The sequence below is a fragment of the Devosia neptuniae genome (assembly GCF_025452235.1).
In the GTDB taxonomy this organism is placed as follows: domain Bacteria; phylum Pseudomonadota; class Alphaproteobacteria; order Rhizobiales; family Devosiaceae; genus Devosia.
Window position 1 is genome coordinate 2,585,199 of the sequence record NZ_CP104965.1, and the last position, 17,376, is coordinate 2,602,574.

General features: G+C 63.4%; 17 protein-coding genes and 1 pseudogene. 6 read left to right on the forward strand and 12 right to left on the reverse strand.

Going from position 1 to position 17,376, the window contains the following annotated elements; all coding sequences use genetic code 11:
- Positions 1-14: 14 nt before the first annotated feature.
- Positions 15-1,235, reverse strand: coding sequence for a helix-turn-helix domain-containing protein (locus N8A98_RS15520; RefSeq protein WP_262166603.1), 1,221 nt, complete (start codon positions 1,233-1,235; stop codon positions 15-17).
- A gap of 89 nt (positions 1,236-1,324) precedes the next feature.
- Here N8A98_RS15520 and N8A98_RS15525 point away from each other — a divergent pair, with 89 nt between their 5' ends.
- Both N8A98_RS15525 and N8A98_RS15530 read left to right on the forward strand, forming a co-directional pair.
- Positions 1,325-1,771 (forward strand): SRPBCC family protein, encoded by a 447-nt coding sequence (locus tag N8A98_RS15525; protein ID WP_262166605.1) that lies wholly within the window; start codon positions 1,325-1,327, stop codon positions 1,769-1,771.
- A gap of 20 nt (positions 1,772-1,791) precedes the next feature.
- On the forward strand, positions 1,792-1,995 hold the full coding sequence (locus tag N8A98_RS15530; RefSeq protein ID WP_262166606.1) for a hypothetical protein: 204 nt from the start codon (positions 1,792-1,794) through the stop codon (positions 1,993-1,995).
- A 270-nt stretch (positions 1,996-2,265) separates the two neighbouring features.
- Here N8A98_RS15530 and N8A98_RS15535 read toward each other — a convergent pair whose 3' ends face one another.
- The 5 genes from N8A98_RS15535 to N8A98_RS15555 form a co-directional block, all read right to left on the reverse strand.
- Positions 2,266-3,309 (reverse strand): LLM class flavin-dependent oxidoreductase, encoded by a 1,044-nt coding sequence (locus N8A98_RS15535; protein ID WP_262166608.1) that lies wholly within the window; start codon positions 3,307-3,309, stop codon positions 2,266-2,268.
- A 294-nt stretch (positions 3,310-3,603) separates the two neighbouring features.
- The gene (locus N8A98_RS15540; RefSeq protein ID WP_262166609.1) at positions 3,604-4,296 is read right to left on the reverse strand and encodes a tellurite resistance TerB family protein; all 693 of its coding nucleotides are present in this window, start codon (positions 4,294-4,296) and stop codon (positions 3,604-3,606) included.
- 141 nt (positions 4,297-4,437) lie between these two features.
- Positions 4,438-4,791 carry a hypothetical protein gene (locus tag N8A98_RS15545; RefSeq protein WP_262166611.1) on the reverse strand — a complete coding sequence of 118 codons (354 nt, stop codon included), beginning with the start codon at positions 4,789-4,791 and terminating at the stop codon, positions 4,438-4,440.
- A 181-nt stretch (positions 4,792-4,972) separates the two neighbouring features.
- Positions 4,973-5,491, reverse strand: a complete 519-nt coding sequence (locus N8A98_RS15550; RefSeq protein ID WP_262166612.1) for a TIGR00645 family protein — start codon at positions 5,489-5,491, stop codon at positions 4,973-4,975.
- Positions 5,492-5,599: 108 nt separating this feature from the next.
- A complete protein-coding gene (locus N8A98_RS15555; protein ID WP_262166614.1) occupies positions 5,600-7,855 on the reverse strand; it encodes an OmpA family protein in 2,256 nt (751 codons plus the stop codon).
- A gap of 252 nt (positions 7,856-8,107) precedes the next feature.
- On the opposite strand from N8A98_RS15555, the gene N8A98_RS15560 reads away from it, so the two are divergent.
- Both N8A98_RS15560 and N8A98_RS15565 read left to right on the forward strand, forming a co-directional pair.
- The gene (locus N8A98_RS15560; RefSeq protein ID WP_262166615.1) at positions 8,108-8,530 is read left to right on the forward strand and encodes a secondary thiamine-phosphate synthase enzyme YjbQ; all 423 of its coding nucleotides are present in this window, start codon (positions 8,108-8,110) and stop codon (positions 8,528-8,530) included.
- 14 nt (positions 8,531-8,544) lie between these two features.
- Positions 8,545-9,359 (forward strand): annotated as a pseudogene (locus tag N8A98_RS15565) (sulfite exporter TauE/SafE family protein).
- Positions 9,360-9,523: 164 nt separating this feature from the next.
- Here the strand turns inward: N8A98_RS15565 and N8A98_RS15570 are convergent.
- A complete protein-coding gene (locus N8A98_RS15570) occupies positions 9,524-10,243 on the reverse strand; it encodes an SIMPL domain-containing protein (RefSeq protein ID WP_162740438.1) in 720 nt (239 codons plus the stop codon).
- A gap of 248 nt (positions 10,244-10,491) precedes the next feature.
- Here N8A98_RS15570 and N8A98_RS15575 point away from each other — a divergent pair, with 248 nt between their 5' ends.
- Both N8A98_RS15575 and N8A98_RS15580 read left to right on the forward strand, forming a co-directional pair.
- Positions 10,492-11,637, forward strand: a complete 1,146-nt coding sequence (locus tag N8A98_RS15575) for a fumarylacetoacetate hydrolase family protein (protein WP_262166617.1) — start codon at positions 10,492-10,494, stop codon at positions 11,635-11,637.
- Positions 11,638-11,661: 24 nt separating this feature from the next.
- On the forward strand, positions 11,662-13,101 hold the full coding sequence (locus N8A98_RS15580) for an aldehyde dehydrogenase family protein (RefSeq protein ID WP_262166619.1): 1,440 nt from the start codon (positions 11,662-11,664) through the stop codon (positions 13,099-13,101).
- A gap of 703 nt (positions 13,102-13,804) precedes the next feature.
- Here N8A98_RS15580 and N8A98_RS15585 read toward each other — a convergent pair.
- From N8A98_RS15585 to pstB, 5 genes are all read right to left on the reverse strand, one after another.
- Positions 13,805-14,227, reverse strand: coding sequence for a DMT family transporter (locus N8A98_RS15585; RefSeq protein WP_262166621.1), 423 nt, complete (start codon positions 14,225-14,227; stop codon positions 13,805-13,807).
- Positions 14,224-14,715 carry a DMT family transporter gene (locus N8A98_RS15590; RefSeq protein ID WP_262166622.1) on the reverse strand — a complete coding sequence of 164 codons (492 nt, stop codon included), beginning with the start codon at positions 14,713-14,715 and terminating at the stop codon, positions 14,224-14,226. Before N8A98_RS15590 ends, N8A98_RS15585 begins: the two co-directional genes overlap by 4 nt.
- Positions 14,716-15,114: 399 nt before the next feature.
- The gene (gene phoB / locus N8A98_RS15595; protein ID WP_113121880.1) at positions 15,115-15,816 is read right to left on the reverse strand and encodes a phosphate regulon transcriptional regulator PhoB; all 702 of its coding nucleotides are present in this window, start codon (positions 15,814-15,816) and stop codon (positions 15,115-15,117) included.
- A 3-nt stretch (positions 15,817-15,819) separates the two neighbouring features.
- Positions 15,820-16,530 (reverse strand): phosphate signaling complex protein PhoU, encoded by a 711-nt coding sequence (gene phoU, locus N8A98_RS15600; RefSeq protein WP_113121879.1) that lies wholly within the window; start codon positions 16,528-16,530, stop codon positions 15,820-15,822.
- A 29-nt stretch (positions 16,531-16,559) separates the two neighbouring features.
- Positions 16,560-17,342, reverse strand: coding sequence for a phosphate ABC transporter ATP-binding protein PstB (gene pstB / locus N8A98_RS15605; protein WP_262172017.1), 783 nt, complete (start codon positions 17,340-17,342; stop codon positions 16,560-16,562).
- Positions 17,343-17,376: the final 34 nt, after the last annotated feature.

Here is a 17,376-nt window from a genome sequence, read left to right on the forward strand (position 1 = left end):
GTGCCTGGCCAAACCTAACCGCCGGGCAACGGGCCTGGGAGTAACAAGATTGTCGGGAAACCGGGAATGGATGGCGTGATCCAGCGTAGCGCCCGGCCGCGGCCGAACGATTGCACTTTGCCGGCCGCTGCCAGTTCTTCAAGCGCGCGCTGCACGGTGCGGGCACTGGCGCCGAGCGCGATTGCCAGGGCGGAGCTGGACCAGGCCTCGCCATCGGCAAGCAAAGCGAGGATTGCAGCGTGGCGCTCTTCGAGGGGCGGCGCCAGCAGGATGACATCGCGCTTTTGAGCCGGCTTTAGCAGGAAGCCGTTTTTGGTCGCGATCACACCGGCCGAGGGGCGGAGCAGGGCGCGCAGGCGGCCGATTTCGACCCGCAGGCGGGCGCGGTGGGATTCATCGGCATGCCGAGCGCCAAAGGCGCGGATGAGCAGCACGTCCCGGGCGACGTCGTGCGGCCAGGCTTCAGCCAGCGTGCGGGCCAGCGCGAAGAGCACCGGGCGGGTGGCAAGGGAAATCACACTCTGCGGGCCGCGCACCACATTGCGGCTGGCATCGACGATCAGGGCATCCGAGGCCAGCAGGGTTTCGATTTCATCGATGCGCAGGATGCGCTGCTCGTTGTGGGCAATCAGGCGGGCGGCTGGAGCGTCCAGCATGGCGGAGGCGTTGTCGACTTCGGCCAGGAGCGCTGCAATGCCTGACTGGCGAGCGGCAAGATACGCGCGGGCCAGGGCGGCACGTGCTGCGGCTGCCTGCAGGCGCCGCATGGCGATGCCGGCGATGATCATTTCGTGGGCGGCGATGAGGGCGGGCGGTAGTGGCGGCTGAGCAAGCCCTCCCAGTTGGCGTTCGGCATCGTCCAGGCGGCCGAGCAGCAGCAGGCGGCGCACCTCGAGGTGGAGGGCGTGGGTGGCATTGATGTGGTCGCCGCGAGCCTCAAGCGTTGTGCGGGCCTTGGCGAGAGTGGCTTCGGGCCACCCCAGATCGCGTGATACGAAGGCGATTTCGGCTTCGGCGACAGTGCAGCGGGCCCGAGCGATGGCTTCGCCGGGACCGAAGGCGCGGGCCGCGCTTTTCAGCAGTGTTTTGGCGCGGGGAAAGTCGCCCAATTGCGCCATGGCGATGCCGCGCAGGGCCAGCGCCGGGGCGTCATCGCGCAGGGCCACGCGGTTCAGAGCGCCCAGGACGTCACCGGTCGCCAGCGCCCGCGCTGCGGCTGCGATCAGGGCGTCCATTGAAATCCCGCCACACTTGTAACTCCCACCCCTGGCCGTTCCGATCCTAGTCTCGTCGCATCGAAACGGCCAAGCACAGGAGAATTGCAATGCCGGATATTCTGCACAGGATTGGTATCAAGTCTGCTTCCACCCAGGAAGCCTATGCGGCGCTCAACACTATTGACGGCCTTGCCGGCTGGTGGACGAGCGACACGCAGGGGCAGACCGAAATCGGGGGCGAATTGCGGTTCCGCTTCGGCGCCTCGGGCGGCTTCGACATGAAGGTGCTCGAGCTTGACCCGGGCAAGCGGGTGCTCTGGGAGGTGATCGACGGGCCGGCCGAGTGGATCGGTACCAGGATCAGTTTCGATCTTAAGCAGGAGGACGACTACGCCATCGTCCTGTTCAAGCATATGGGCTGGAAGGAGCCGGTGGAGTTCATGCACCACTGCAGCACCAAGTGGGGAAGCTTTTTGATGAGCCTCAAGGCCCTGATCGAGACGGGCAAGGGCCAGCCGCATCCCCATGACGTGCTGATCGACAATTGGAAGTAACCCCAACCGGGAGATGAAAGATGATTCCCGCACCGTTCCATTTCGAGAATATTACCCGCGAGGCTTGTGTTCATCCCGATGTGGAGACCGAAATAGCGGCGGCGCGCCGCCGGGAGGGCGACAAGCATAGCCCCACGCGGCCGCATCCCATGGCGGCACTGATCCGGCGACTATTGCCCGAACCACGTGCGCAGCATGACTGGTCTGGCACACCCGCCGAGTAGGTTTCGGGGCATATGAACCGAGGGTATCGTGTATGCGGAAGCATACCCCAACTAAGTCCTATCTCGCTTCCCTCCCCGCAGGGCAGTGTTCACTCCGGACGCGTTCAAGAATGCGGTGTCATTCCCGCGAAAGCGGGAACCTCCGTTCCGGGATGCGGGCCTAAGCAAACAGAGGTTCCCGCTTTCGCGGGAATGACATCGTGGGTGGTACGAGTCCAAGATGAACACTCCCCCGCAAAGGGGGGCAGATCGGGCCCTCCGAATGTCGGTTCAGCTCTTGCCCAGCGCCTTGTCCACTGCCGGCTTCACGATGGTCCCATACAGCTCAATCGCTTTCATGACCTTGTCATGAGGCAGGGTGCCGACGCTGAATTGCAGGCCGAAGCGGTCGTGTTTGAACCATTCGTGCTGCATCAGGATCTTGTCGATGACTTCCTGGGGCGAGCCCATGAAATAGGCGCCGTTGGGGGTGGCGCCAGCGTCGAACTGGGCGCGGGTGGTGGGCGGCCAGCCGCGTTCCTTGCCGATGCGGCTCATGGCTTCGCTGTGGGCGGGGAAGGCGATGTCACGGGCGTCCTGGCTATCAGCGGCGATGAAGCCGTGCGAGCTGATGCCGACGGGCAGGGATTTGGGGTCGCGGCCGGTTTTTTCGGCGGTTTCGCGATAGAAGTCCACCAAGGGGGCGAACTGGCGCGGCTGGCCGCCGATGATGGCGATCATTAGGGGCAGGCCATAATAGGCGGCGCGGGCCACCGAATTGGGCGTGCCGCCGACGGCGATCCAGAGCGGGAGCGGTTGCTGGACCGGCACGGGATAGATGGCGATGCCGGGAATGGGTTTGGTGTGGGCGCTGCCCGGCCAGGTGACCTTGCCGCCTTCGCGGATCTTGAGCAGCATTTCGAGTTTTTCCTCGAACAGCGCGTCGTAATCGTTGAGGTCGAGCCCAAACAGCGGGAAGCTCTCGATGAACGAGCCGCGGCCCGCCATGATCTCGGCGCGGCCATTGCTCAGATTATCGAGCGTGGCGAATTGCTGGTAGACGCGGATCGGGTCTTCCGAACTCAGCACCGTTACGGCGGTGGAGAGGCGGATCGACTTGGTGCGGGCGGCAGCAGCGGCCAGGATGGTGACGGGGGCCGAGGCGGTGTAATCGGGGCGGTGGTGTTCGCCCAGGCCGTAGAAGGACAGACCGAGCTGGTCGGCTAGTTCGATTTCCTCAAGCAGGTCCTTGAGGCGCTCGGCGGGACTTTGCAGACGGCCGCCATTGAGCGGGTCGGGGGTGTTTTCGGCGAAGGAATAGAGTCCGAGTTCCATGATGGCCTCCTGTGTTGGAGCACACATGGCCTGCCGTTGTAGCGGGATCAAGAACGCACATGGGTGTAACTGCGCGGACCAATCGCCATTCAGCTGAGGCTAGCCTGCAAATGGCAATGTTCTGCGCGTCCCGTGCTCACGTACTTAAGTACGCTCCGCTCCGGTTCTCGAACAACGCCATTTTCGACTCAGCCTGAGCTGACTGTCGATCGGTCCGTGGGGGCTTCCAAAAGGAAGAAAGGCTGGCGCTTACCCTCTCCCACAAAGGGGGAGGGTAAGTGCGGTGGTTGTGACTTAGACGTTGCTGCCGGACGGAGTGTAGGCCCAGGGCGATGCGGGGGTCTGGACGGGTTCGGGGTCTTTTTCGCCGGCGGCTTTGTGGATTTCGGCGACGAGGGCGGGAGCGAGCTTGAGTTTGCTGGCCAGGGCATCGAGATAGGCGCGCTCGGCGGCGGTGTCGGCCGTGATGGCGATGAGGGAGGCTGCGTAGATTTCGGTAGCGTGCTCGGGTGTGTCGGCGCGGGCAGCGACGGCGTTGATGTCGAGGGGGCTGGAGAGTTCGTCGAAGACCCACGCCTTTTCCTCGGCGCTGAGGGACATGCCTTCGAGCTTGGTGAAGATGGCTTCCTTTTCATCGGCATCGATGCGGCCATCGGCCTTGGCGGCGGCGATCATGGCGCGCACCAGGGATTTGCCGAGTTCTTCCTGGGCATTCTGGTCGGTCGGAGCGGGAATGAAGGCATCCTGCGACGGCTGTTGGGCGGGCGCGGCGCCGGGCTGGTTTTGCTGGTAGTTCTGCCAAGCCTTGTAGGCGAGGCCGCCAACGGCTGCTACGGCGCCGATCTTGACGGCATTGCCGGCCAGCTTGCCCAGCCCCCCGCCGCTGAGCAGCATGCCGGCAGCCAAGCCCGCGGCACCCGTTATGGCGGTGCGCTGGGTGTTCTTGTCGGTCTGGAGGGCTTTGACGATCTGATCGATGTTGAACATTGGCGTTCCCTTGTTGGTGTCTCGGGGACGGAGATGGGCATCGAATGCGGCCCTCGCAAGGCGCAAGGGAAAGGCCCCGGACGTGCCGGGGCCTTTTTTATGCCATCGGAGGGAGGGCCGAGGGCATGAGAGCAATTACTATTACATCGCCGGGGCAGGCGTTGCCGGATCAGTTGCCGGGGCCGGAGTGGCCGGTTCGGCAGCAGGAGCCGGAGTCGCCGGTTCGGCCGCAGGGGCGGCATCAGTCGGTGCCGGAGTTGTGGCCGGGGCGGCGGGTGCTTCCGTCATGGGGGCGGGAGCCGTGGTTTCAGTTGTCGGTGCGGTACCGGCTGGGGTCGACGGGCCCGAATTGGCCGAGAAGACCAAGTAGCCGATAGCCAGCAGCGCAAGGGCGACGATGATGCCAACGAACCAGCCCGTTCCGCTGCTCTCGCGCGTATAAACGGTACGGTTGCCATCGTTGGTATAAACGGTATCGCGGTCAGGGTTAGCCATGAGTTCGCTCCTTTGTTTCACCGTACCAATGAAACGCGGGCTTTTTGTTTTCGTTCCCATTTGCGTGATCACGCTATTCCGAGCCGCGAGGCGGACGGAATAGTGCTGGCGATTCAAGGGGTTTGGTAATCAGAAAAATTCGGACGGAGCACAGTTTTCAGCGCGCTTGGTCAGTTATTTTTCACAAATCTGGCGATTTTTCCTTGCCGGCCGGCTTTTTCGAGATGCGGTCGATCAGCGCCAGGAACAGGGCCGAGAACACGAAGACCAGGTGGATGATGGTGTACCACATGATGTTCTGGGTGGTGTATTGCGGCACGTTGAGGAAGATCTGCAGCAGGTGGATCGAGGAGATCGCCACGATGGTGGAGGCGACCTTGATCTTGAGGGAGCCGGAATCGATCTGGCCGAGCCAGTGCACGTCGCCGCCATCATCGAAGCGGGAGACGTAGTTCTCGTAGCCGGAAATGATCACCATGACGACGAGGCTGGCGATCAGCGCCGCGTCGATCAGGCTGAGGACCTTGAGGATGGTTTCGGTCTCGTCCATGCCCATCATGTGGGACGCGAAGTCCCAGAGCTTGGCGGCAAAGGTGACGGCATAGAGTGCCAGCGCCAGACCGAGGCCGATATAGAAGATCACCAGCAGCCAGCGTGATGCCAGGATGATGTTTTCGAGGAAGAGTTCCAGCTGCTTCATGTCGCGCTCCGATGGGCGGGGAAGCCATAGCGAATTTTGGGACGCTGGCAAGGTGGTAACAAAAAAGGCCGGGCTGGTGCCCGGCCTCCGTGTTTGCTGTGGCGGCGCCTAATTGTTGGCAACGGTGATCAGCGGGGTGATGCGGCGGATGGTGACGCGGCGGTTCTCCCGCTCCGCACGCTCGGTGCGGATCTTGAGGTAGCGTTCGCCATAGCCCTGGGTGGCCAGGTTTTCCGGCGGCACGCCGTAGAAGTCGGTCAGGATGCGGGCCACGGTTGCTGCACGCAGATCGGAGAGCTGCAGGTTGGAGATTTCCGAACCCACCGCGTCGGTGTGGCCTTCGATGAGGAAGGTTTCACCCGGATTGGCGGCGAGCAACTGTAACATGCCATTGGCGACGTTGGAGAGGGCACCGACCTGGTCGCGGCTGATGGTGGCGGCACCGGTATCGAAGGTCAGGCCACCCACTTCGAGCTTGCGCACGCTGTCACGGACACGGGAGGAGCGCTTGACCTCGTCGATCGAATAGAGGCGGGCGACCTGCTCGACCGGCGGCTGGCGGAAGAAGACTTCAACCTGTTCCTCGTCGGCATAGCGGGAATCGAGCACGTAATCCTGCACCGGGATATTGAGCCGGAGCGGGGGCAGATCGAGGCCCGGATCGCGCCATTCGAGCAGCTGATCGTCATAGCGGTCATCGAAATAGGCCAACACATATTCGCGGCCATCCGGGGTGAAGCGCGACCGGCGCAGGATATCGCCATTGCGGTTGCGGACAGTGACGATCTGGCTGCCATCGGGACGTGTGACAGTTTCGCGAGTACGGCCGCGGCTCAGCTGTTCGTAGAACACCTCGTCAGCACCCGGATCATAGAAGCGATCCGTGTCCTGGCCGGGGGTGTTGACGATCAGCTGGGTGCCAATCTGCAGAATAACCTGGGTCAGGGCATCGCCGAAACCGGCCTGCTGGATGACGGTGTTGTTCTGCGTATTGTTCTGCTGGTTGATGACCGTGTTGTTCTGCGTGTTGTTGGTGGTGTTGTTCACCGTCGTATTGTTGTTGACGATGTTGTTGGTCACGTTGGTCTGGTTGATGATCGTAACGTTCTGCGGCACCTGCTGGGGTTCCAGCGCCTGGATTTCGACCTTCTGGCCTTCTTCCTGAACGGCGGAGCGCAGAGCGGCTTCCTCGGGAACTTCGAAGGCGGCCTGAGCGGCAGCGTCGTCAACCGGAGGAGGGGCCGGGGGCGTTTCCGGAACTGGCTGGACTTCGACCGCGGGCTGGCCTTCTACGGCCGGGGCGGCTTCGACATCCTTGGCACTATCGAGCACCGGGGCAATCTGCTCCTGGGTGATGCCCTCGGGCAGGGTTTCGATGACCTCGGTGGGCTCGGCCGGCAGGGTTTCGGCTGCGGGGGGCTGAGCCGGATTGACCGCAGGCTGTTCCGCCGGGGCGGTGGGCTGCTCGGCCGGTGCTGCAGGCTGGATGCCGGGCACGGCAGGCAGGGACAGGCCATAGGTGGCCAGGCACGCATCGACATCGCTATTGCCAGCCTGGGCGCAGAGCGCAGCGATCTGGCTGCGGGCGCCATCGATCTGAGCCTGGGCCGCAGCGGCGTCGCCACCCGACATCAGGTCGGCAACGGCGGCGTTGTAGATATCGACCTGGGCGCGCAGATCGGCCGAGATATCGACCTGAGCTGCGGGCTGTTCCGGCGCAGGCTGCTCGGCAGGAGCGGGGGCTTCGACCGGAGCTGGTTGTTCGGCCGGGGTTTCCGCAGGTGCTTCTGCGGGAGCAGGCTGCTCGGCAGGGACGGGAGCTTCAACCGGGGCTGGCGCTGGTTCTTCGGCGGGTGCGGGTTCGGCCGCCGGCTGCTCGGCGGGAGCAGGCTCTGCAGCGGGCTGCTCGACGGGAGCAGGCTCCGGTGCAGGGGCTGGTTCGGGCGCGGCCTCCGGAGCAGGCGCGGGCTGCTCGGCCGCGGGCTCGGGGGCCGGTGCGGGCTGTTCTGGCGCCGGCTCAGGCGCAACTTCAGGGGCTGGGGCTGCTTCGGGAGCAGGCTCTGGCTGTGGTGCGGGTTCTGGCGCGGGCGCGGGTTCTGGCGGCGGAGCCGGTTCGGGCTCGGGTGCGGGTTCTGGAGCCGGGGCAGGCTCGGGCGCCGGGGCTGGCTCTGGTGCGGCCTCGGGCTCAGGCGCGGCTTCAGCGGGCGCGGCCGGCTGGGCGGCGATGCATTCCTCGATGGTGGTGAAGCCCGCGTCGACGCATTGCTGCGGCAGTTGCGGCGCGTCCTGGGCGAAAACGGCAAGCGGCACTGCGGTGAGCAGCGTCAAGCTTGAGCCGGTCAGGAGCCAATTTCTGAGGCGCATTGTTGTTATCCTTCTTGTCGTCGACTGATCGGGTGGACGTTTGACACCAGCATCACTGTTCATTCTGAACGCTGTGTGAATGGCTCACAGCGGGCGCTCGATACCGTTCCCCTCCCCGGGAATGCCCAGAACGCGGCGGTTTGCGCATACGTTCCCACAATTGCGTCCCGACAGGTGCCCGGCAGATCATGGCATGATTTGGGCGGGTGTGGTTGGCCATGATGCGGTCTTCGTGCTAGTCCCGGACTTAACATGCACCAAGCCATCGAAACCACGACCATCGAGACGCGGGGCCAGGGGCTCTATGAGATCAGCCATGCCGTGCGGGACTTTGTCAGCGGGGCTGGCGTCGCGACGGGGCTGCTGACCGTTTATGTCAGGCACACGTCATGCTCGCTGCTGATCCAGGAAAATGCCGACAGCGATGTGCAGACCGATCTGAACGGCTTCTTTGCCCGCCTGGTGCCCGAGGGTATGGACTGGCTGGTGCACAATGCCGAGGGGCCGGACGATATGCCGGCCCATATCAAGGCAGCGCTGACGCAGACGTCCATTGGCATTCCGGTGGCCGAGGGCGAGCCGGTGTTTGGCACCTGGCAGGGGCTGTATCTGTTCGAGCACCGCAGGCGGCCGCATCGGCGCGAAGTGGTGTTGCATATTATCGGGGATGCTTGATGGATTGGGCGGCTATGGCCAGCTATTGGCCCTTTGTGCTCGGGCTGCTGGTAACGGGGGTGGCGTCGGGCATAGCGGCGGGACTGTTGGGGATTGGTGGGGGCGCCATTATCGTTCCGGCGCTGGCCACCGCGCTGACGGTGTTGGGCTATGATAGCGATGTGGTGCAGCATGTGGCCGTGGGCACCTCGTTGGCGATCATCATTCCCACGGGGTTCATGAGCGCGAGGGCGCATTTCAAGCGCGGGGCGCTGGACATGAGGTGCTGCGGCTGTGGGCGCCGTTCATCGTGGCTGGCACGCTGATCGGCGGGCTGATGGCGGGGTGGTTTTCGGGCGATGTGCTGCGCATCGTCTTTGCGGTGATGGCCTTTGTGATTGCGGCCAATATCGTTTCCGGGTTTCAGACCAGGCTGATGGGCCATCTGCATGGCTCGTCGTTGACGCATCGTATCTCGGCTTTTGTGGTGGGGTATATCTCGGCGCTGATGGGCATTGGCGGGGGCTCGCTGACCGTGCCGACGCTGGTGGCGTTTGGGTCGAACATGCATGCCGCGGTGGGCACGTCGGCGGGCATCGGGGTGGCGATCGCCATTTCGGGAACGATCGGCTTTGTGATTTCGGGCTGGGGTGTTGCCGGCCTGCCGCCGCTGAGCCTGGGTTATGTGAACCTGGTGGCGTTGCTGCTGGTGGCGGTGCTGGCGGCTTTGTTTGCGCCGGTTGGGGCGGCGCTGGCGCATCGGCTGGACCAGAAGACGCTGAAATATGTGTTCGCGGCGTTTCTGGTGGCGGTCGGGCTGAATATGGTTTGGACGGTGGTGAGCGGGTAGGCCCGTTACCCCCTCCTAGCCTCCCCCTGATAGGGGGAGGGGCCGCTCCGTTCTTGTGGCGCTATCGGTGTCCAATAGGCCAAAAATTAGGGTTGGTGGGGGCGGGTGACTACGGGGCCGCCCCCACCGCCCAAGCCCCCTGCAAGAGAGGGGAAAGGGTTAGGTTATTTCGTGGTGTCGGCCAGTTCCCACTGCACGGACACGTTGATGGTAAAGCTCAGCTCACCCGATTCAACCGGAACCGGTGCGCCGGCCTGGACATCAGCCTTGGCGTACATAGGAGCGGGCTGGGGCTGATTGAAGCCCTGCGACTCGCTAATCGAGTTGATTTCTTCAAGGGCGCTGCCGGCGACATCGGCATAAAGCTCGGCCTTGGTGCGAGCATCGGCAAAAGCGGCCTTGCGGGCTTCGTTATAAAGCGCGGACGGATCGGCCACGGCGAAGCTGACGCCATTGATGGTGTTGGCGCCGATGGTCACCGACTTGTCGAGAATGGAGCCCAGGGTATCGAGCTTGCGCACCACGACGGTGACGGTGTTGGACACCTGGTAGCCCTGGATCTTGGGCGGCATGGAATAGCCGTTTTCGTCGCGGGCGTCGGAATAGACATAGTTCGGATTGACCGAGAAGCCCGAAGTCTGGATATCGCGGGCTTCGATGCCGGATTCCTTGAGCGCGGCGATCAGGTCGGTCATGGCCTTGGTATTCAGGTCCAGCGCTTCGCGGGCAGTGGCGCCCTGGGTGGTGACGCCCGAATTGATATAGGCGGTGTCAGGCGCGGCGGTGACTTCACCACGGCCCTCAATCGAGATCGAGCCGGCATAGGCAGGCATGGCGAAACCGGCAACGAGGGCGAGGGGGGCGAGAAGAGCAAGGCGACGCATGGGGCACTCCATAATGTGGCGATGGAGCAATCCCCATCTATTGCGTCAGTATTGCGGCACGCATGAACGCAAGTTGAACGCGCATGTGGAAATCGGTTCATCGCCTGTCGGCGCGTTTTCCGAAACGCAAAACCGTGGCCGCTTTTGCTGGAAACGCTCAGCAAAAAGTATGACTTTAGCCGTGCCGCACTTGCGCCCCGCGGAACGGGCTTGTACTCACTCAGCTGATATTTTTTGGGAGAGTGGACGTGAGGCTTTATCCGGATGGGGTGCTTGTCGGCCGGGCCCGGATTGCCGGGCATGACCACCCCAGGATCGTGACGGTGCGCGGCGACCAATTGGTGGATATCACCAGCGCGGGCCGGGCGACGGTGCGCGATATTGCCGAAGCTGGTAGTGCCGCCGACTATGTGCGCAGCCAGACCGGGCAGGTGCTGGGCAGCGTCGAGGCCATCATGGCCAATAGCGCGGCTACTGCGCCTGATGCGTCCCTTCCCGTATTGCTGTCTCCCATCGATCTGCAAGCGATCAAAGCCTCTGGCGTGACCTTTGTGGTGTCGTTGCTCGAAAGAGTAATCGAGGAACAGGCCCGGGGGGATAAGTCGCGGGCCGATGCGCTGCGGGGCGAAATCCTGGAGCTGATCGGCACCGATCTCAGCGAATTGGTGCCGGGCTCGGAGACGGCGGCCAAGGTCAAGGCGGCGCTGATCGAAAAGGGCGTGTGGAGCCAGTATCTCGAAGTGGGGATCGGGCCGGACGCCGAGATTTTCACCAAGGGCCAGCCGATGAGTTCGGTGGGCTATGGCGCCGAAGTGGGCCTGCATCCGATTTCGAGCTGGAACAATCCCGAGCCGGAAGTGGCGCTGCTGGTGACCAGCAAGGGCGAAATCATCGGCGCGACGCTGGGCAATGACGTCAATCTGCGCGATGTCGAAGGCCGCTCTGCGCTGCTGCTGGGCAAGGCCAAGGACAATAATGCTTCGGCGTCGCTGGGGCCGTTCGTGCGGCTGTTCGATGGTGAGTTTACGCTTGAGACTATCAAGCAGGCCGAGATTGCGCTGCGGGTCGAGGGCGAAGATGGCTTTGTGCTCGATGGGCATTCCTCGATGAGCCAGATTTCGCGCACGCCGGAATCCCTGGTGGCTGCCACCATCGGCGGGCATCATCAATATCCCGATGGGCTGGTGCTGTATCTGGGCACCATGTTTGCGCCGGTGCAGGACCGTGGCGGCGCCGGCAAGGGTTTTACCCACAAAATCGGCGACGTGGTCTCGATCTCGACATCCTCGTTGGGCACCCTATCTAACAGGGTGAACCTCTCCACCAAATGTCCGCCCTGGACCTATGGCAGCAGTCATTTGCTGCGCGACCTGGCCAAGGCAAATCTTCTCTGATCTCTCCCCCGAAAGGCACATGACATGACCCAATTGCACAAGAACCTCATCGACGGGGAATGGATCGGCTCGGATGGCGTCGAGAACATCAACCCGTCCAATACGGCCGATGTGGTGGGGCTCTATGCCCGCGCGACGGCCGAAGAAACCACTCAGGCGATCGCTGCCGCCAAGGCTGCGTTCCCGGCCTGGTCGCGCTCGGGCATTCTTGAGCGCCATGCTATCCTGTCCAAGACGAGCCAGGAAATCATCGCCCGCAAGCAGGAGCTGGGCGAGCTGCTGAGCCGCGAAGAGGGCAAGACCCTGCCAGAAGGCATTGGCGAAGTGACCCGCGCCGCGCAGATTTTTGACTTTTTCGCTGGTGAAGTGCTGCGCCTGGCTGGCGAAGTGCTGCCCAGCGTGCGTCCCGGTGTGGGCGTCGAAATCACCCGCGAGCCGATTGGCGTGGTCGGCATCATCACGCCGTGGAATTTCCCGATCGCCATTCCGACCTGGAAGCTGGCGCCGGCCTTGGCCTATGGCAATACCGTGGTGATCAAGCCGGCCGATCTGGTGCCCGGCTCGACCTGGGCCATTGTCGACATTCTGGTGCGCAATGGCCTGCCCAAGGGTGTGGTCAATCTGGTGATGGGCAAGGGCTCGGTCGTGGGCCAAACCATGCTGGACAGCAAGGACGTGACCGCGATTTCCTTCACCGGCTCGGTGGGCACGGGCAAGCGCGTTGCCGCCGCCTCGATTGGTTTCAACCGCAAGTTCCAGCTGGAAATGGGCGGCAAGAACCCGACCGTGGTGCTGGACGATGCGGACCTCAAGGTCGCTGTCGAGAGCGTGGCGCAGAGCGCGTTCTTCTCGACCGGCCAGCGTTGCACGGCATCGTCGCGCGTCATCGTCACCGAGGGCATTCACGACAAGTTTGTCGAGGCACTGGCCGAGCGGGTGCGCAACCTGCGGGTGGGCGATGCGCTGGACAAGAATACGGAAATCGGGCCGGTGGTTGATCCCAGCCAGCTCAAGCAGGACACGGACTATATCGCCATCGGCAAGGCCGAGGGCGCCAAGCTGGTGGCCGGCGGCGAACTGGTCAAGAAAGACACCGAGGGCTATTTCCTGCAGCCCACGCTGTTCACCGAGGCGACCAATTCCATGCGCATCTCCAGAGAGGAAATCTTTGGGCCCGTGGCTTCGGTCATCCGCGTCAAGGATTACGAGGAAGCGCTGGCGACGGCCAATGACACCGAATTTGGTCTCAGCGCCGGTATCGTCACGACGTCGCTGAAATATGCGACGCATTTCAAGCGCAATGCCGAGGCCGGCATGGTGATGGTCAATGTGCCGACGGCCGGTGTGGATTTCCACGTGCCGTTCGGTGGCCGCAAGGGTTCGAGCTATGGCCCGCGCGAGCAGGGCAAGTATGCGGCGGAGTTCTTCACCGTGGTGAAGACGGCTTATACCGCTGCTGGTTGATCGATAGGCGTCTTGTTGCATGTTTGGGGCCCCGCTTTTGCGGGGTCCTTTTTTGTGCGTGCGGAAGCGCCGCCTGGTGCGGTTATCGAAGAGGCGGACGGACCCCGAGACGGCATTCGCCTCGTGATGAGTTTTAGAATGAGACGGACGTCGCCCCGGGGTGCCGGGACTTTGTCGGACGGCGCGATCGCAGGCCCCAGCGTTTGCCGTAGCTCCCGCCCGATTGCCTCGTCCGCTCGACCCGGAGCGGAGCGCGACCTCCACTCCCCCGGCTGGCTTCCGGACGCTCGTCGCTGCAGCGCCGCCCGTATCCCGGAAGATGGAGGGAGTATGCGGGAGGTTTTGGGGAAGGGGGATAAGAGGGATAGATGGGGGTGTGGGGGTGCTGCGGCCACCAAACACTCGATATTTGTGGAAGCCTCAGCACCCCCACCCTCTATCCCTCCCCTCAAGGGGGAGGGAGGCGATAGAGCGGATGGATTGGGCTCTCGTCACCCCTCCCTTCCCTCCCCGTCGAGGGGAGGGTGCGCCTGGTGGGTGGGGCGGGATAGTGCCCCGAACCAACAATTACCCACGGTGTCATCCCCGCGAAAGCGGGGACCTCTGTTTGCCTGGAAACCTGGTCAACGGAGGTTCCCGCTTTCGCGGGAATGACACCGCATTCTTGAAAGCGCCCGGAGTAACACCGTCGCTGACGTTGCTGCTATCGCCGCCGCTGTGTCAGGGCCATGCCGCCCAGAATGAGCACCACGCCTAGGGCGCTGGCCCAGAGGATGGAGGGGGTGCCGCGGGCGAGGTCGAGCACCACGCCGGAGACCATTTGGCCGCCGATGACGAGCAGGGCGGTGTTGACGGCGCCGATGCGCGGGATGAGCCAGCTGCCGGAGGCGACGAAGACGACGCCGATGGGGCCGCCGATATAGGCGTGCCAGGGGGCGGTGGCGGCGCCGGCGGGGATGAGGCCGCCGATGGCGAGGCCCAGGGCGGTGAGCGCGATAAAGCCGACAAGATGGTTCCAGAACGAAGCGATCAGGGGCGAGCCGGAGAGGGCGAGGCGGCCGTTGAGCTGGCGGCTGAGGCCGACAAGGAGGCCCGCGAGGACGGCATAGAGGATGGGGGTGATCATGGGCGACCTCCCATGCCGACAAGGATGATCAGGGCGCTACCGGCCAGGATCAGGAGGACGGCGGCGAGGTCGCGCAATTCGAGGCGGCGCTTGGGCAGGCCGAACAGACCCCAGCGGTCGGCGGCGAGGCTGAAGACGACTTGGCCGGCAAGGCCGAGTGCCAGCGTGCCCGAGAGCGCCAGCGGGGAATTGACCGTGGTGGAGGTCAACATGACCGTCAGAGCGCCGGAAATGCCGCCGAGATAGGCCCAAAACGGGGCGGCTGGTTTGGGCTGCGGCTCGGCTGCCGGGCGGCGGCGATAGAGCAAAGCGAGGAAGAGGATGGCGGCTACGGTGCCGGTGCCGTGGGCGGCCCAGGAGGCAAAGAGCGGGTTGCCGTAATGGCCCAGCTCGCCGTTGAAAAACACCATCAGGGTGAGCAGGCCCCCGGTGCCGAAGGCAATCAGCAGGTGCAGCGGATTGAGCTGCCGGGGCGTGGAGGTGGGCATGGGTGGCGCGACTCGGGGGGAGAGACGCCGGATGGTAGCATGCGGTTTGGTGGGTGGGAGGGGGATGGGACCGCGATCTGGTTGAGGTCGGGGCTGGGACTTCCCAATGCTCGGCATTGGTTGAAACTTCAGCACCCCCACCCTCGGTCCCTCCCCACAAGGGGGAGGGAGGCGATGGAGCCAAGGGTCAGGTATTTGTTCGACCCACGGTGTCATTCCCGCGGAAGCGGGAACCGCCGTTTCGGGATGTTGGGTTGAGAAAACAGAGGTTCCCGCTTTCGCGGGAATGACACTGTGGGGGTGGAGATAGGGTGGGGAGGGGCAGGATGTTGCTCTTCCTGCTTTTAAAACGAAAATCCCCGCTTTCGCGGGGATTTCGTAGCAACGTTCTGCTTGGGTCTAGGCGACTTGGGCGAAGCGTTCGTCGAAGGCGTAGCCGGCGCCGCGGACGGTGCGGATGGGGTCAGATTCGCGGCCGCGATTGATGGCGCGGCGGAGGCGGCCGATATGCACGTCGACCGTGCGTTCATCGACATAGACGTCATTGCCCCAGACGCCATCGAGCAGCTGTTCGCGCGAATAGACCCGGCCGGGATGGCGCATGAGATATTCGAGCAGGCGGTATTCGGTGGGGCCCAGATGCACGTCGCGATTGGCGCGGCGCACGCGGTGGGTGGTGCGGTCGAGCTCGAGATCGCCGACGCGCAGGGCAGCGGTGACGAGATTTGGATTGGCGCGACGCAGCAGAGCGTGGATGCGGGCGATCAGCTCGGGCACCGAGAAGGGCTTGACGATATAGTCGTCGGCGCCGGTCGAGAGGCCCCGCACGCGCTCTTCTTCCTCACCGCGGGCGGTGAGCATGATGATGGGGATGCGCGAGGTTTCTTCGCGGGCGCGGAGGCGCCGGCAGAGTTCGATCCCCGAGATTTCCGGCAGCATCCAATCGAGCAGGATGAGGTCGGGCAGCTTTTCGTGAATCTGGCTTTGGGCTTCGTCTCCGGTTTCCGCGGTGACGACGCGGAAGCCTTCGGCCTCGAGATTATAGCGCAGGAGGATGGCGATATCGCCTTCGTCCTCGACGACGAGAATGGTTGCAGGCATGGATCAGGCCTTGATCTGGGTGCGGTGCAGCTCCACCACTTCGGATGTGAGCTGCTTGCCGGTCTGCAGATAATAGGCGCGTTCTGCGATATTGGTGGCGTGGTCCCCGATGCGTTCCAGGCTCTTGGCGCAGAACAGCAGATGGGTGCAGGGCGTGATATTGCGCGGATCTTCCATCATATAGGTGAGCAATTCGCGGAACAGGGAGGTGTACATAGCGTCCACCTCGTCATCGCGATTGCACACTTCGATGGCCCCGGCGGAGTCGCGGCTCGAATAGGAATCCAGCGCATCCTTGATCTGGCGCAGGACCAGATTGGTCATGTTCTTGACGCCATTATAGAAGGTCGGCTGCAGGTTGAGGCCTTCGAGCTTGAGCGAGCGGCGGGCCAATTGCTTGGCCATGTCGCCGACGCGTTCGAGATCGGAGGCCACATGGATGGCGGTGATGATCGAGCGCAGATCGGAGGCCATGGGCTGGCGGCGGGCGATCATGGAGACGGCCATGTCGTCGATCTTGCGCTGCATGTCGTCGATGCGCTGATCGGCAATGATGGTCAGGTCTGCCAGTTCGCGATCAAGGCGGAGCAGGGACTTGGTGCCATTTTCGATGGCGACCTCGACCTGACCGCCCATTTCGGCGATCGACTGGGCCAGGGCGACGAGCTCGTCATTATAGGAGGAGACGATGTGTTCGGGGCCGGAAGTGGGCATAGCAATGTCTCTCTTGGTCCGGGTTTGGATCAGCCGATACGGCCCATGATGTAATCCTGGGTCTGCTTGTTGATCGGGTTGGTGAAGATGTCTTCGGTGACGCCTTCCTCGATCAGATTGCCCAGATGGAAGAATGCCGTGCGCTGGCTGACGCGGGCCGCCTGCTGCATGGAATGGGTGACGATGACGATGGTGTAGTTCTCGCGCAATTCGTCGATCAGTTCCTCGATGATGGCCGTGGCGATCGGATCGAGGGCCGAGCAGGGCTCGTCCATCAGGATGACTTCGGGGCTGACGGCAATGGCGCGGGCAATGCAGAGGCGCTGCTGCTGGCCACCGGAGAGGCCGGTGCCGGGTTCATTGAGGCGGTCCTTTACCTCTTCGAACAGGCCCGCCTTGCGCAGGGACGACACGACGATTTCGTCCAGATCGGTCTTGGAACGGGCCAGGCCATGAATCTTGGGGCCGTAGGCGACGTTTTCATAGATCGATTTGGGGAAGGGATTGGGCTTCTGGAACACCATGCCGATGCGGGCGCGCAGTTCCACCACGTCGAGGGACGGATCGTAGATGTTCTCGCCATCCAGCTCGATCAGGCCGCCGACCTTGGCGCCTTCGATAGTGTCGTTCATGCGGTTGATGCAGCGCAGGAAGGTCGACTTGCCGCAGCCCGAGGGGCCGATGAAGGAGGTGACGGCGCGGTCGGGGATATCGATCGAAATGCCGTGCAGGGCCTGCTTGGCACCGTAATGGACGGTGACATCCTTGGTGTGCAGGCGGATTGGGCGTTCGAGAGCGTCAGTAGGGTTCATGGTGGATTTCACGGTCTGGTGGGTCATCTTAACC